Source organism: Haliscomenobacter sp. (assembly GCF_033763495.1).
Classification (GTDB): Bacteria; Bacteroidota; Bacteroidia; order Chitinophagales; family Saprospiraceae; genus Haliscomenobacter.
The window spans coordinates 60993-76068 of record NZ_JANRKL010000204.1 but is presented as its reverse complement, the minus strand read 5'-3'; the positions used below and the strand labels follow the sequence as shown (position 1 = coordinate 76068).

Genomic DNA, 15076 nt, shown 5'->3' with positions numbered 1-15076 from the left:
CATTAACCCCTAAAACCCTTCACAGCGTGCAAAACATCTCCACCTCAGACTGGCTCGACATTCTCGACGACATCCAGGACCAAAAAGCAGTGCTCCTCATCGGCCCCGAGATCATGCAGATAAATGGCCAGCCCCTGAACCGCCAATTGCGGGATACCCTCTACGAGCGCAACCGCGAGGACATCGCCTATTACTACGAACGCGATGGTTTTTTCCTCTTCAGCTCCCCCGAAGGCAAGGTGCGTGTAGCTCGGCAAGTCAAACGCTTTTACCGCGACATCACACCTGATGAGAACATCCTGCAACGTATCGTCCAGATTCCTTTTCATGTAGTTGTGTCGCTTAACCCCGATACCTTTGTATCTGAAGCCTTTTATCGGTACGGAGTAAAACACCGTTTTCACTACTTCCAGCACCGCCACCGCGACAATGAAAACGACGAGATCGAAAAACCCAGTAAGGCCCTGCCCCTGATCTACAACCTCTTCGGCAGCAAAGACCAGGACGATACCCTGGTGCTGGATTACGACGATGTGTACAAAATGCTGCAATCTGCCCTGGGTACTTCCAGTTTGCCCAACAAACTCATGCGGGCTTTTCGCGAAGCGAGCACCTATATTTTCCTGGGTTTTCAGTTCGACAAATGGTACTCCCAACTCCTGCTCAAGTTCCTGAGCGACGAAGGCCGCATCGAAAAACGCATCTCCATCAACAACCCGGTGGTGGACCTGGACACCAATGGCTTTGTGGTGCAGCAGTTCAAAATCGAATTCATGGGCGACCAGTACGATTTTTTTGGGGAATTGTACCAACGTTGTGCCGAAAAACAACTCCTGCGCCCCGTGGCCGCCGAAAGCGCCTCTCCGGAAGCAGTGGAAATCCGCAAACGGGTGGCCATCGGCGAAATTGATAATGCCCTGGAGCTGCTACACCAGGCCGCCAAAGGGCTGGATTGGGAAAATGAAGTACTCCTCACCCAGGGTCGCTACAGCAAAATGGAAGAAGACAAAGACCAGATGGATAGTCGCGACTACCGCACTGGTCTGGCGCAAATCCTGGACACCATTCTTGAACTCTCCAAAAAGGTTTGCCCATGAGTAGCCCTAATATCCAAAAACGCTACCCGGGGGTCAAACCTTTTGAAACCTCGGAGCGCGACTTGTTCTTCGGGCGCGACCGCGACATTGAAGACTTGCTCGACCTGGTTTGGCTGGAAAAGCTGGTGGTGCTCTTCGGCAAATCGGGCTACGGCAAAAGTTCATTGATCAATGCCGGGATTTTGCCGGAAATTGAAACCGAGGCGGTGCCCATTGTGGTGCGCCTGGGCAGCTACGTGGCCGGCCAATCTCCCGCCCCGCTGGACAACCTGCGCCTGAAAATTAATGAAGTATTGGAAGACAAACCCGAGGCCGCTTTTTTGGACAACCTAAATCTGCCGCCCACCCTTTGGCAACAAATGAAACGCAAACAAAGCTCCCAACAGCGGCGCTTTGTGCTGATCTTCGACCAGTTTGAGGAGTTTTTCAGCTACCCTCTGGCCGATCAGCAGGCATTTAAAGAACAAATTGCCGACCTGCTCTACACCGAGGTGCCCCAAGCCGTGCGCAACCAAAACGATACCCTGAGTGCCAGCCAACAGGCCTTCATCGCCACGGCCTTCGACGCCAAAGTGCTGCTGGCCATCCGTGCCGACCGCATGAGTCTGCTGGACTCGATGAAAGACAAACTGCCCGCCATCCTGCAAAAACGCTACGAACTGCGGGGACTGAGCGAGGCGCAAGCACAAGAGGCGATTGTAGGCCCGGCCAAGCGCGCGGGAGACTTTGTTTCCCCGGTGTTTGCCTACAGCCCGGAAGCCCTCAAAGTGATGACCCAAAAACTGGCGGCCAGCAAAAGCAGCCAACGTTCGGGCATCGAGGCCTTTCAGTTGCAGATTTTGTGCGAATACCTGGAGGATAAGGTGATCAAAGGGGAGATTCCCGGCCAAAGGGTGGAGCCCCAACATTTTGCCGAACAGATTGACGAGATTTTTGAAGGCTACTACCAACGTTTGTTGGACAAACTGGAGCCGGGTGCCCAGGAGGCAGCGCAATTGTTGATTGAAGAAAAGTTGCTGTTTGAAGATGCCAACACGGGGGAAGCCCGCCGCCTGGGTGTAGATTCGGGGGTATTGCTGGCTGAAAAAGGCATTTCTCAAGCACTGCTGAACCAATTGGAAAGTAACTTCCTGTTGCGGCGGGAATCCACTTCGATGGGAGGCTTTAATTATGAGGTGAGCCACGATACCTTGATTGCGCCGATTTTGAAATCGAAGGCGGAGCGGAGAGCCCATGAGCGGGTGGAGCGAGAGCGGCTGGAGGCAAAACGGCGGCGGAATCGGCTGTTGTTCATTTTGGGGCTAACCGGACTGGCACTGGCGGTGGTGATTGGGGTGATGTTGTATGTGTTAAAATTGAGCAATGACGCCATTGAAGCCAAAAACAAGGCCTTGGAAGCCGAAAAACTGGCCATTGCCGAACGGGACAAAGCCCGCAAAGCACTGGAAGATAAAGAGGTGGCTGAGTTTCAGGATGTCTATCGGCGTGCCGAAAATATTTTAGACAACGGCTTGAGTTGCCCTGACCAGAATATGATTCAAGCAATTGATTCTATGCAAGTAAAGTATCCGGATAACGCAGGCTTACAAAAACAGATCGAAAAAATCAATCAGCGACTTAAGGCAAAAAATTGTCGAAACAAATAAGGAGGAGATGAAAAAGATAGGGCTTATTCTATTGTTTTTATGGATTGGGCAGCTTCACGCGCAGCAGCCTTGTAATTCTTTTGAATGCGCTTTTCAAAAGGCAGAACAGATTTTAAAAACTTCCAAGGCAAAGGATAAGTATGAGAAGGTGTTGGCCAATTTGGATGATGCGGAGAATTTTGCGGGGAATAACCTAGAGAAAAAGAACCAAATCAAAGCACTGCGGAAGCGGGCTTTTGAGGCGATAAAAAAAGAGAAAGAAAGGGCAGCAGAACTCGCAGAAGCCAATCGCCGTCAAATACTTACAACCTATGCCAATGACCTGGCATATAAAAGCCTAACTGCACTGCGTGACGGTGACCGCACTTCAGCCTTTCAACTGGCCACCTTAGCGCATCGTTATGTAGAGGTAGACAATCCTCAGGTCACTAGAGCCTTGATGGAGGCTCTTTATTACAATGATGATTCAATGCACTCCCCCCTTTACTGGTCAGCAACGTTGTCTGGGCATACGTCTGTTGTATCGAGCGTTGCATTTTCCCCAGACGGCAAAAAACTCGCTACTTTGTCTGCTGGTAAAGCCAAAATTTGGGACCTCGATACTGGTAAACCAATGCTCTGCCTTAGGGAGTTTCCGGACAAGCTAACGAGCATAGCATTCTCTCCAGATGGTGAGATGTTCGCAACAGGGTCCATGGATAAAACCGCAAAAATTTGGAATCTTTCCTCTTGTCAACCAATCCTTAGCTTACAAGCAAATGATGAGATCAGTAGCGTCGCATTTTCCCCAGATGGCAAAAAACTTGCCACTGGCTCTTACGACAATACCACCATAATCTGGGATCTGCAATCAGGTGATTCAACCTTTAACCTCGCTGGGCATAAGAATGATGTATTGAGTGTCGCCTTCTCCCCAGATGGTAAAAAACTCGCCACCGGGTCTTTCGACAATACTACAATAATCTGGGACGTCGATTCTGGTAAACCATTGCTCAGTCCTTTTGTGCATAAAGATTTCGTCAACAGTGTTGCCTTCTCCCCGGATGGTAAAAAACTTGTCACCGGATCCCACGACAGAACAGCCAAAATTTGGGATCTTGAATCCGGTAACCTAATTCGCAGCATCAGTGGATTACCACCATTCGCCGAAAATGTTGCAATCTCTCCAGATGGTAAAAAACTCGTTACTGGGTCTGCGTTCAATAAAATAGTAAAAATTTGGGACCTCGAATCCGGTAACCTAATCCTCAATCTTCTAGGGCACGATGATGAGGTAACGAGCATGGCCTTTTCCCCGGATGGCAAAAAACTCGCCACTGGGTCTTCCGATAAAACGGCCAAAATTTGGGATCTCGAATCGGATAAACAAATCCTTAGCCTTAGTGGGCACACCTCCTTTGTATGGAGTGTTGCATTCTCCCCAGATGGGAAAAAACTTGCAACAGGAGGAGGAGACAACACTGCAAAAATCTGGGATTTAGACTCCTATAAAGCAATTCTCAGCTTTCAAGAGCATACCCAATATGTCAATAGTGTCGCCTTTTCTCCAGATGGGAAAAAACTCGCCACCGGGGCCTCCGACAATACTGCAAAAATCTGGGACATTGCCACCGGTCAACCAACTCAGGACTTCAATGGCCATAAGGAGTCCGTTTATAGTGTAGCCTTCTCTCCGGATGGCAAAAAACTCGCCACGGGGTCTTTTGACAAGAATGTCTATATTTGGAATCTCGGGTCTGATAAGCTACCTCAAAGCCTATATGATCATTCTGCCTCCGTGAAAAGCGTCACATTTTCTCCAGATGGCAAAAGACTTGCCACTGGGTCTGTGGATAAAACGGCCAAAATTTGGTATCTCGGATCCGATAAACCACCCCATAAATTTTGGATTGCAGCAATCGTCAATAGTGTAGCCTTCTCTCCGGATGGCAAAAAACTTGCAACTGGAGCTACAGACAATACAGTCAAAATTTGGGACTTAATCTCTGGCAAACAAATCCTCAACCTGCAAGGGCATACTGACGAGGTATTGAGTGTCATCTTCTCTCCGGATGGGAAAAGACTCGCCACTGGGTCTTCCGACAAAACGGCCAAAATTTGGGACTTGGTCTCTGGTAGGCCAATCCTCAACCTAAAAGGACACACTTCCAAGGTCACCAGCGTCGCTTTTTCCCCCGATGGGAAAAGGCTCGCAACTGGGTCTACAGATCAAACGGCCAAAATTTGGGACTTTACCCCCGAAGGCTGGCGCAGCACGCTGCAGGGCAAAAACCGACAACTATCAGGCCTGAGCGCAGCACAACTCGCCTCCTACAACCTCGAAACCCTCCTCGATCTCCATCCCAACAACGAAGCCAAACTCATCGCTACTTGCGAAGTATGGCAAATCAAAGCCTTTGCCGATCTGGCGGCAGCGCAAGCCGGGGGTAGCAATGTACTCAGTAGGGTAGAGGCGCCGTATGCCCGCGCCAATCGGCTCTACACGGCGGCACTTGCACTACAGGATGAGCTGCTCATTCGCATGGATTGGGCGAAGATGCTGCGCAAATGGGCGGCGGTGTATCGGGATGATGGAAAGGAGGCGAAGGCAAAGGAATTGGAGGCGAAGGCGGATGGGCTGTGGAAGGAGGAGGAATAGATTTTTTGGGGTGCTTTCCGTTTAATTCATTGCATACCCACTATAGTTTCGGGCTTTTTCCGAGATGAAACCCAAAACGATGTCAGATTTTTCGACTCCTTTTTCTACCAACTCATCGGCAATGAGGAGATCGGTATTGTTTTGCTGGATCCAAATTTTGTTTTCTATGATGTCAAAATGAAACGCAATGGTATAGACATAGCGGTTATTGTGCCAACCAATGGAAAGGAGTTGGTAGTGGTGGTTGTCCTTGTCTATAATCATTTGTGATTTTACATTTGGAGTGAGGCTTTTGTTAATAGAAGCATACTCCTGCAAAAGCTCCAAGATGATTTGTTGATATTGGATTATTTTATCCATTGGATGATGGTTTCATTGTCAGGACTAAAGATAATCAATTCAATCTGATGTCGATTGACCGCTTTTTGGATAAATGGCCTTTGAAAAAAATCGTTCTAGGCTTCATCAGGTATCGCCAACCATACCGCACGAGTTGGGTCTAATTCTTCCAAAGAGAGGCGGTAGTTTTCGTATTGCCCTAATGCCTTATGGAATTCAGAGACTGGAGATTGACCAACAAAGGATTTTATCTCTACTGCTATTTTTTCAGTTCCTCTTTCTGCCGCAAGCACTCTTTCTACACCTAAATCTGCAAATAACTCGACTTCACCAATGGTTAAATCTAGAGGATCAGCAGTGATTGTCCAACCTTCTTTTTCTAGGGCAGATCGAACGGCATCATGGTATAGGTCTCTTCTTGCCATATGACAAATATAGTTGGGTTTTGAGACATTTCAAAGTAGGATGAGACACAAAGAATTCAAAGGCATGCCTTTGAAATACCATGTTTTTGACTAAAAACTTCGTCAACATCCAGTCTTTGTGTACTTTGAGTCCTCTTTTTTCCTTTGTGATTAAAAATTTTGACGCTTGATGTCTTCATGAAAAAATTCGGGATAAAGAAATGAGAATTACGATAACCATTGTGTTAAGCCTGGTTCTTTTTTCAAGCTTTGCTCAAAGTTTGAAAAAAGAAAAGATCCAAAAACTGGCAGATGATTACTTTGTAGAGGGCCTTACTACACTTAAAGATTTTTTAAGCCTGCCCAATTTTGGCCGAATACCCGCCCATATTGATCAAAACCTGGCCTGGTGTGAGCGAGAATGCCAATCCTTGGGCTTCAAAACGACTGTACTCGTTTCCGATGGGGTCAAACATTTGCTGGCAGAAAAAACCTTCAACCCCTCGGCACCTACTGTGTTGGTTTACCTACAAATCGACGGTCAACCGGTGGATTCTTCTGAATGGTCGCAGGCCAACCCTTTCCTTGCCGTGCTCAAGGAATGCAACAAAAAGGATTGCCAGGAAATAGCCTGGAGCAAACTACAACAGCAATGGGACCCAAACTGGAAAATATTTGCCCGGTCTTCTTCAGATTCTAAGGGACCAGCCATTGCGTTTTTACATGCGCTAAAAATTCTTCAACGGGAAAAAATTCAACCCGCCTTCAACATCAAAATGATCATGGATTTCCAGGAAGAGCTGGGTTCGCCAAGCCTTCCAGCGCTGGTTGAAGAAAAACGGAATCAATTTTCAGCCAAGGTAATGCTGATCATGGATGGCACTCGCCCACCTGGCAATGTGCCCAACCTTACCTTCGGCGCAAGGGGAATCGCCACCTTGAAACTTACCGTTTTTGGCCCACGAAGCGACTTGCACAGCGGGCAGTATGGCAATTTTGCGCCCAACCCCGTCTTTGCCCTTTCCCGCTTATTGGCGAGCATGAAGGATGAAAACGGCCGGGTATTGATTCCAGGCTTTTACGACGGAGTAAAGCTCAGCAAAGCCCAAAAAGCACTCATCAACCAATCGGCAGAGGACAAGGCTGAATTGTTGGAAACCCTGGGAATTGCCCAGGCTGAAGTGGTTGGTGATACTTACCAAGAAGCCCTGCAATATCCCTCTTTGAATGTCAGAGGGCTGCAAGCTGCCGACGTGGGGGATCAGGTGCGAACGGTGATTCCAGCTACCGCCCTGGCAGAAATTGACATGCGACTGGTTCCTGAAACACCCGCCGAACGGCAAATTCTATTGCTGAAAAAACACATCGAAGCGCAGGGCTTTATCATCCTGGATTCTTTACCCACTGAGGCTCAACGCAAACAATTTCCCAAATTGGTGCAATTGGAATCGAGGATCGGATCAAAACCTTTCAAGACCCCCCTGGATTCTCCAATTGGCGTTTGGTTAGGCCTGGCATTGGATCGAGCTTTAGGGGCAGGTACTTACGTCAGGCTCCAGGCAACCGGGGGCTCTCAGCCCATAGAACCCTTTATTTCCACCTTGGGATTACCTGCTGTTTCTGTAAGGATACCTAATCCGGACAGCAATATCCATGCTGCTAACGAGAATCTGAGGCTTGGAAATTTCCACGAAGGTTTAAAAATGTGCCTCGGCATTTTAACCCAGCAATTATGAGTGATCAACAAGCACTAATCACCTCAATTGCCCTGGTTTCACTCACCCTTGCTTTTGTATTTTACATTGGGAATGTCAAGTCCAGATGGGTCAAAGTGCTGCTGGACTGGTTTCCGGCGATCTTATTTGCTTATGTCATTCCAGCGGCCTTTACGCATGCCCTGGGCCTTGATTTATCCAAAGTAGTATTGCACGATTGGAGCAAAAAATGGATCATCCCATTCGCCATCCTGACGGTGATGAGCGCGCTTTCCTTCAAACAGCTGAAGATTGTTGGAATAAAGCCGATTATTGTTTTTGTTTCCGGTTCCTTTGTGATCGCCACTTTGCCAGTAGCGCTGGTGTTGCTATTTGGCTGGATAGACCCTCAGAATAAAGCCATCTTTCTCGAACAGGGTTATTGGAAGGGACTGCCACCAATTGTGGGGAGCTGGATCGGAGGGAGTACCAGTCAACTTTTGTTGAAAGAACTGGCCCAAACACCCGAAGCCTTGTTTTTATCCATTTTGGTTTTGGACAATATTCTGGTGAATATCTGGACCATCCTCATGTTTCAATTCATTAAATTGAGTGAGCGGATTAATCGGGCTTGGGGAATAGAGGGCGAGATTCCAGTAGTCGAAGCACCAGCAGCAAATAAGGGGATGGGTTTGCTCCGCATCAACCTCCTGACCATGGGCTTTATTTTGGCCATTATGATCTTTACCTATTTTATCCCAATGAGTTTCCTTGGGAGTGTGGTTGTCCTGTCCATTGCCGGTATCCTATTGGGAAATTTGATTCCCGCCTGGAACCACAAGCTGGTTCTAAAAATGGCCGGATTTTCAATTGTATTGATCATGGCCATTCTTGGGCTAAAGCTTGATTTTGCAAATCTCTCTTTGCCACTCAATCTGGTTGGGCTGGTATTGATTTGGCTGGTTTTGCATTTTGGCTGTATGCTCCTGGTGGCCCGCTTGCTTAAAACCAATATTGCCTGGGTTGCGATTGGGAGTATGGCTAACCTGGGCGGAATTTCAACAGCGCCCGCGGTAACCGCTGCTTTTAAGCAAGAGTTGATGCCTCATGCGATTGTATTGGCCATTTTGAGCATGGTGACGGGCACCAGTTGGGGAATGTTGACGATTTATTTGTTTGGACTGCTGTAGGGACAGGCTCCAACTTTACCTTTACGAGGTATTCAGCGTTTCATCACTACAATGATAAAAAAATAGCGTTAATTAATCTTTGTAAAACCATTTTTTGTTGTAAGTTGACATCTTTAAATCATTCCTTAAAACGCTTGAAACATGAAAAGAATTACGCTTGTCTATTGGATTGTCACTGGGCTTTTTGCAGCCTTCATGATTTTCTCCTCCATTTCCAACGTGACTTTAGCTCCAGAAGCCGTTGCGATGCTGAGTGGCCGCTTGGGGTATCCAGAGTATATCATTCCCTTTTTGGGCGTTGCGAAAATTTTGGGCTCCATTGCAATTTTGATTCCTTCCTTTCGGCGCATCAAGGAATGGGCTTATGCGGGTTTGTTCTTTGACCTTTTTGGCGCATTTTTCTCCCTGCTCAAAGTAGAAGGCCCTCAGCCGGAGGTATTTTTTATGCTGATTTTTATTGGCTTGTTGTTGGCCTCGTATTTTTTGTGGCATAAGAAGCTAGCTACGGCGGTATAGTTTTCGGTAGGCTCTGGTACCTGCGATCGTCGAGCCCGCTCACGCAGTGAGCATTTTGGGATCGAAGAGCGCCCACGCAGTGGGGAGTAAAACGTTACACGTAAAGAAGAATCTCGTTTATGTAGAGCACCCTACCTGCCACTACGTGGGGCGCTCGTCGATCCCAAAATGCTCGCTAAGGCGAGTGGGCTCTACGAGCGCGGGCTTTAGATCGTGCATATCGTTTAGAAGGGCCAGATAACACATCGAACATTTGCCCTACCAGCCACGATGAATCTCGGCTCTCTACCAACAAAAAACGCCAACCAGGATTACTCCCGATTGGCGTGTTTGCAGAAGACGCACGACCGTGCGTCTCTACACCCTATTCACAACCGCGGCTTAGTAGCCAGGGTTCTGCTTCAGGATATCAGCACCGATGATGTCGATCTGATCTTGTGGAATTGGCAGCAATTCATGCTTTCCAGCTGTGAACTTAGCTCCACCCAAGGTGTTAGGCAGGAACTGTGTTTCATAAGCCAGGTAAGCATTGATAACAGAAGCTGCAGTACCCCAACGTACGAGGTCATAGAAGCGGTGGCCTTCACCAGACAATTCAATTTTGCGCTCGAACTGTACAGCAGTACGTGCAACATTTTTGTCAGTCCAAGGTGTGTTGTACAAACCGATTACATAGTTTGCGGCGTTAGAACCATCTCCACGCTTCACCCAGCTGGCTGGGTTAGCTGCCCGAGCACGAATCATGTTGGTGTATTCACGCGCTTTTTCCAGGCTACCAATTTCTACTTCACATTCAGCAGCCATCAGCAGCACATCTGCAAAACGGATGATGGTGAAGTTCAAAGCAGTATAGCCAGGAGTCCATGAGCTGTTGTCTTGCAGCGAGCCAATATCAGACTTGTAATAAGTGTACTTCTTAGGAGAGTAAGGACCTCCGTTGGGCTGGTTGCGAATCCAGGCAGCACCTGGGTGATCTTGCCAATCCAGGAAAGGAATACCCCGACGGCCAACTGACCAGTCGAGACGTGGATCCAAAGTACCTGCATCAGGTGTGAAAGCATTTGCAGAAGTAAGACCCATATCTGTTTTCACCTGGTTGGCGCCAGTGTTGTAGCTACCATCCAACAGTGGAAGACCATTGGCGTCAACGCGGAAAGAGTTCACCAATTCGAAGCTAGGCTGGAAGAACCCGCAGCAGTTACCAGGGCCGTTAGGACCAGTGTTGTAGGGGAAATTCAAGTCAAATTCAGCGTTGGCGTTGTTTACACTACCAGTGTTGGCAGCTGCCTGCCAGGCCCATACAGATTCAGCGTTGTTGTCGTTAGAAGCTTTGAACAAGTCACCATACTTGGCTTCCAGTGCATACTTCTTACCATTGCTGGTTTTACCATTGGCGATACAAGCATCGAATTGTGCCTTTGCTTCAGCATACTTCTTCTGATACAGGTAAGTTTTGCCGAGGTAAGCAGCAGCAGCCCATTTGTTTACCCGACCAACCTGGCCCTGAGTTTCAGGCAGGTTGTCCAGTGCATATTTGAAGTCAGCTTCAATCTTAGGCCACAGGTCAGCGCTGTTTGGCACTTTTTCAATACCAGTACCATAATCTACAGTCTCATCAACATAAGGTGTATTGTTGAAGTTGCGCTTCAATTGGAAGTAGAAGTGTGCACGCAAAAAACGAGCCTGAGCAGCCATGCTGGTCTTGGTCGCTTCGGTTACATCTGGCTGAGCATCAGCGATCAGACGCAACACGAGGTTGGCCCGTGCAATACCTTCATACAAACCTACAAAGTTGTCACGGATAACCCCCTGCGTAGACTGGTTTTCGTAACGCTGGATGGGGTTGATGTCCGAAAAGTCCCCAGGGTCGGTCCCTTTATTGGCATCACCACCACGAATACTCCCCCAAACCCAGTTGATGGGGTGTACCATCCGACGGCCACGACCACTTACCTGAGCGTAAACAGAAATCAGGGCAGCTTCAATACCCTTGGTTGTAGTCAATTGGGCGTTTGCCAACTGACCAGTTGGAGCAACCTCCAAAAAGCTATCTTTACAGGCAAAGCCAATCAAGGCCAGCAGGGCCAGGGCAAAACCAGTAATGAGCAATCTATTTTTCATGTTAGATCATTTATTTAGCTTAACAACTTAAGCAGTTAAAGAACGCAGAAAAATTAACTTCCCGATTTGGGTTTTGAATAGGAAATCGAACGCTTCATTTCAAGTGAGATTCCTATTCAAAAGCCTCAAAAAAATCGGGAAGTAATTTTTTGCGTCATACTAAGTATTTTAGAAACCAACGTTTATACCAAAGTTAAAGCTCTTGGTAATTGGATAGTTACCTACGTCGATACCGAATTGAGTATCAGCGTTTCCACCTACTGATGGATCCAAACCTTCGTACTTGGTAATGGTCAACAAGTTATTGGCAGAAGCAAATACCCGCAGACGAGAAATTTTCAACTTAGCCAATGTAGAAGCAGGCAGGGTATAACCCAAGCCCAGGTTCTGCAAACGAACATAAGAACCATCTTCAACATAGAAGGAGTTGGATTGTGTGTTGGTACTGAAGTTCGAAGCAGTTTCGAAAATCGGAATGGTAGCACCACGGTTGCTTGGAGACCAAGAATCCTTCACACGTTCTGAAATGGCTGCTCCTTGGAAAGATGGGAAGAAATCGGTAAACCACTTAGAGGCATTGAAAATCTTGTTGCCGAATACACCGTTGGCGTAGGCAGTAAAGTCAATGTTCTTGTAGGTCAGCGTCAGACCAATACCACCCGAGAACTTAGGTACTGGGCTACCCAGGTAAGTACGGTCGTTAACGTCGATCTTGTTGTCGCCATTCAGGTCCGCATAACGGAAACGGCCAACGCCCCTACCATCTTGAGCAGGTGAATTCGCAACTTCTTCTGCAGTTTGGAACAAACCAGTTACTTCATAACCATAGAAAGAAGAAATGGAATAACCCAACTGGTTGCGGATTGGGAACAGACCACGGTAACCTGGGTTAACAGTAGTCAAATAAGTCAAACCTGGAGCCAGAGAAGAAATTTCGTTCTTCAAAGTACCTGCGGTTACGTTCAGTTCATATTTCAGGTCACCAACCAAGTTACCACGAGTAATCACCTGGATGTCTACCCCGCCGTTGAACATTTCTGCAATGTTTACAGAGGGAGCCGATGCGTCTACACCATTGGTAGCTGCAATTGGCACTTGCAACAACAGGTCACGAGTGTTCTTCTTCCAAATGTCCAGAATTACGTCCAATTTGCCATTGAAGAAGGTACCATCGAAACCGATGTTCTGGGTAACCGAAGTTTCCCATTTTGCGTCTGGGTTACCAATACGAGTCCGGTAAAAACCGAGTACTGCACTGGAGTTGGTACCACTCACGTCATAAGAAGAAGCACCAATGCTACCGCCGTACAAGCTGAACTGGTTGTTCGGGTCAACCTGGTTGGAGTTACCCATGATCCCGTAACCACCACGGATTTTCAAATCGTCGATCCACTTCAGGTTTTCCATGAACTTTTCGGAAGAAATCCGCCAAGCTGCAGAGAAGGCTGGGAAGACCCCATAACGGTTGTTTTCACCAAAACGAGAAGAACCGTCGCGACGTACCAGGGCAGTCACGATGTACTTGTCGTTCATGTTGTAAGCAACACGGCCGAAATAAGAAGCAAAGTTAACCCCTTTGCCATAGTTGCTGTTAACAGGCTGGCGAGAGGTGTTTGGCAAGGTGATGAAGTCAGGATCATTAGAGAATGGATCCAAACCGCTACCACTGATGTTGCGGAAACGACCAGTATTCAAGGCTTCCTGACCAACCAGGACATCAATACCATGTATGCCAAATTTCTTCTTATAGTTGGCAGTGTTGGTCACTACCCAACCAAAGTTGAAACCACCTCCTTCACCGTAAGTAAAGGCAGAGTTGTTTTCAGAGTTTTCGTATTGGATGCCGAAGTAGCTGGTGTTGTAGAAGCTACCATAGTTTCCACCCAAGCTGGTACGCCAGGTCAGGCCATCAATCAGGTCATATTCTGCGTAGATGTTACCAAACAAACCCGCGTTAAAGTTACGGTTGTCTTTACCACGTTCGCGGTTGGCAACAGGGTTACGAGGGTTGTTGAAACCCTTAGCCGCCGTACCAGCCCAGCCTCCGAATTCATCGTAAACTGGAATGATGGATGGCATCCGGAAGGCTTGCAGTACGTCGTTTTCGTCGTCGCCTACACCCAGACCACCGTTGTCCCCAGTTTGACCCAACACCTGACGATAGGTGAATTGGATGTTTTCGCCAATACGGAACCTTTTGGTCAGGTTGAATTCAGAGTTAGAACGGAAAGTATGGCGTTTGAACTCATTGTACAGCATAATACCCGACTGGTTTTGAGTACTTAAGCCAAAGTAGAAGCGGCTGTTTTCACCACCACCAGAGAAACCCAAAGAGTGACGGGTGATTGGTGCAACACGGGTAATTTCATCGTACCAGTCAGTACCAGCTTTATTTGCTTTTACTACCTGATAAACGGAACCACGCTTGGTGTCAACGTTGTATTTGGCTTTTTCAGCTTCCAAATTGACACTTCCAACAACCCCAGATTGTGCACCTACAGTGAGGTAATCCGGAATAACGGGTGCACCTCCGCCTAAGCCGATTGTACCAAACTGAGGGTGCGTAGTCTTGATACCAGAGTTTTCGTTACCCTTGGCAGTCCAGAACGCAAAATCAGTAGGATTCATCATGGGTTGGCCATTGCCTGGATCGGTGAAACCGTAAAGACCATCATAAGTTACCGTCAATTTACGGGCACTTTTGGAGCCTTTTTTAGTGGTGTAAACGATTACCCCGTTGGCTGCACGAGCACCATAGATAGAAGCCGCCGCAGCGTCCTTCAATACGGTAGTTGACTCGATATCACCAGGATTGAGGAAGTCGGTAGAACCAACTGGAACCCCGTCCACGATGTACAATGGTTCGTTACCACCGAAGGAACCGAAGCCCCGTACGCGGATTTGGCTGGTTGTACCAGGCTGACCGTTGGTTACTACAGTTACCCCGGATACGCGACCAGCCAACTGCTGCTCAACGTTACCAGAAGGAACCAGTACCAGGTCTTTGGCCTTTACAGTTGAAACTGCACCCGTTGCTTCCCGACGGCTGTCAATGGTGTAACCCGTTACAACCAATTCTTTCAGCGTAGATACGTCTTCTTCCAAAGTGATGTTGTAAGCGCTTTGTGCGTCCAGTGCCACCTCAAGGGTGCGGTAACCCACATAGCTGACCACCAGAGCGCCTCCGGTGCTGGGCACCTCCATGGAGAAGGTACCATCTAATTCGGTAACTACACCGGTCGCAGTACCTTTTAGCAGAACGTTAACTCCAGGAAGGCCTTCTCGATTGGTGTCAGTGACCTTTCCACTGATCGTCCGTTGTCCCATGACTGCAATGGCCGGCAAGCACAGCAGCAGGAATACGGCAAGCCTCTGAAGTAGAGCTGAATAGCTGTTTTTCATGAACTAGCAGAATTTAAGATTGGTTAAAT

General features: G+C 47.8%; 9 protein-coding genes and 1 pseudogene. 6 read left to right on the top strand and 4 right to left on the bottom strand.

The window, feature by feature from the left end; translation table 11 throughout:
- The first annotated feature begins 26 nt into the window (after positions 1 to 26).
- The 3 genes from SFV55_RS23925 to SFV55_RS23915 are packed head-to-tail and all read left to right on the top strand — an operon-like array spanning position 27 to position 5381.
- Positions 27 to 1097 (top strand): SIR2 family protein, encoded by a 1071-nt coding sequence (locus SFV55_RS23925; RefSeq protein ID WP_320032093.1) that lies wholly within the window; start codon positions 27 to 29, stop codon positions 1095 to 1097.
- Positions 1094 to 2743, top strand: coding sequence for a hypothetical protein (locus SFV55_RS23920; protein WP_320032092.1), 1650 nt, complete (start codon positions 1094 to 1096; stop codon positions 2741 to 2743). The genes SFV55_RS23925 and SFV55_RS23920 overlap by 4 nt, the downstream gene beginning before the upstream one ends.
- 7 nt (positions 2744 to 2750) lie before the next feature.
- Positions 2751 to 5381, top strand: coding sequence for a WD40 repeat domain-containing protein (locus SFV55_RS23915; RefSeq protein WP_320032091.1), 2631 nt, complete (start codon positions 2751 to 2753; stop codon positions 5379 to 5381).
- Between the two features lie 21 nt (positions 5382 to 5402).
- On the opposite strand, the gene SFV55_RS23910 is transcribed toward SFV55_RS23915, so the two are convergent.
- Together SFV55_RS23910 and SFV55_RS23905 are read right to left on the bottom strand one after the other, a co-directional pair.
- Positions 5403 to 5741, bottom strand: a complete 339-nt coding sequence (locus SFV55_RS23910) for a XisI protein (RefSeq protein WP_320032090.1) — start codon at positions 5739 to 5741, stop codon at positions 5403 to 5405.
- Positions 5729 to 6145 (bottom strand): annotated as a pseudogene (locus SFV55_RS23905) (XisH family protein). The gene SFV55_RS23910 and the pseudogene SFV55_RS23905 overlap by 13 nt, the downstream one beginning before the upstream one ends.
- 200 nt (positions 6146 to 6345) lie before the next feature.
- Between SFV55_RS23905 and SFV55_RS23900 the strand changes: the two are divergent.
- From SFV55_RS23900 to SFV55_RS23890, 3 genes are all read left to right on the top strand, one after another.
- Positions 6346 to 7860 carry a M20/M25/M40 family metallo-hydrolase gene (locus SFV55_RS23900; protein WP_320032088.1) on the top strand — a complete coding sequence of 505 codons (1515 nt, stop codon included), beginning with the start codon at positions 6346 to 6348 and terminating at the stop codon, positions 7858 to 7860.
- Positions 7857 to 9008, top strand: a complete 1152-nt coding sequence (locus tag SFV55_RS23895) for a DUF819 family protein (protein WP_320032087.1) — start codon at positions 7857 to 7859, stop codon at positions 9006 to 9008. The genes SFV55_RS23900 and SFV55_RS23895 overlap by 4 nt, the downstream gene beginning before the upstream one ends.
- A 141-nt stretch (positions 9009 to 9149) precedes the next feature.
- The gene (locus SFV55_RS23890) at positions 9150 to 9524 is read left to right on the top strand and encodes a DoxX family protein (RefSeq protein ID WP_320032086.1); all 375 of its coding nucleotides are present in this window, start codon (positions 9150 to 9152) and stop codon (positions 9522 to 9524) included.
- A gap of 381 nt (positions 9525 to 9905) precedes the next feature.
- On the opposite strand, the gene SFV55_RS23885 is transcribed toward SFV55_RS23890, so the two are convergent.
- Complete coding sequence (locus SFV55_RS23885) at positions 9906 to 11645, bottom strand: RagB/SusD family nutrient uptake outer membrane protein (RefSeq protein ID WP_320032085.1); 1740 nt, start codon at positions 11643 to 11645, stop codon at positions 9906 to 9908.
- 168 nt (positions 11646 to 11813) lie between these two features.
- Positions 11814 to 15047, bottom strand: a complete 3234-nt coding sequence (locus SFV55_RS23880; RefSeq protein WP_320032084.1) for a TonB-dependent receptor — start codon at positions 15045 to 15047, stop codon at positions 11814 to 11816.
- Positions 15048 to 15076: the final 29 nt, after the last annotated feature.

Coding starts and splice junctions, on each gene's coding strand:
- SFV55_RS23880 (WP_320032084.1), bottom strand. CDS start 15,047: ATGAAAAACAGCTATTCAGCTCTACTTCAGAGGCTTGCCGTATTCCTG.
- SFV55_RS23885 (WP_320032085.1), bottom strand. CDS start 11,645: ATGAAAAATAGATTGCTCATTACTGGTTTTGCCCTGGCCCTGCTGGCC.
- SFV55_RS23920 (WP_320032092.1), top strand. CDS start 1,094: ATGAGTAGCCCTAATATCCAAAAACGCTACCCGGGGGTCAAACCTTTT.
- SFV55_RS23910 (WP_320032090.1), bottom strand. CDS start 5,741: ATGGATAAAATAATCCAATATCAACAAATCATCTTGGAGCTTTTGCAG.
- SFV55_RS23915 (WP_320032091.1), top strand. CDS start 2,751: ATGAAAAAGATAGGGCTTATTCTATTGTTTTTATGGATTGGGCAGCTT.
- SFV55_RS23895 (WP_320032087.1), top strand. CDS start 7,857: ATGAGTGATCAACAAGCACTAATCACCTCAATTGCCCTGGTTTCACTC.
- SFV55_RS23890 (WP_320032086.1), top strand. CDS start 9,150: ATGAAAAGAATTACGCTTGTCTATTGGATTGTCACTGGGCTTTTTGCA.
- SFV55_RS23900 (WP_320032088.1), top strand. CDS start 6,346: ATGAGAATTACGATAACCATTGTGTTAAGCCTGGTTCTTTTTTCAAGC.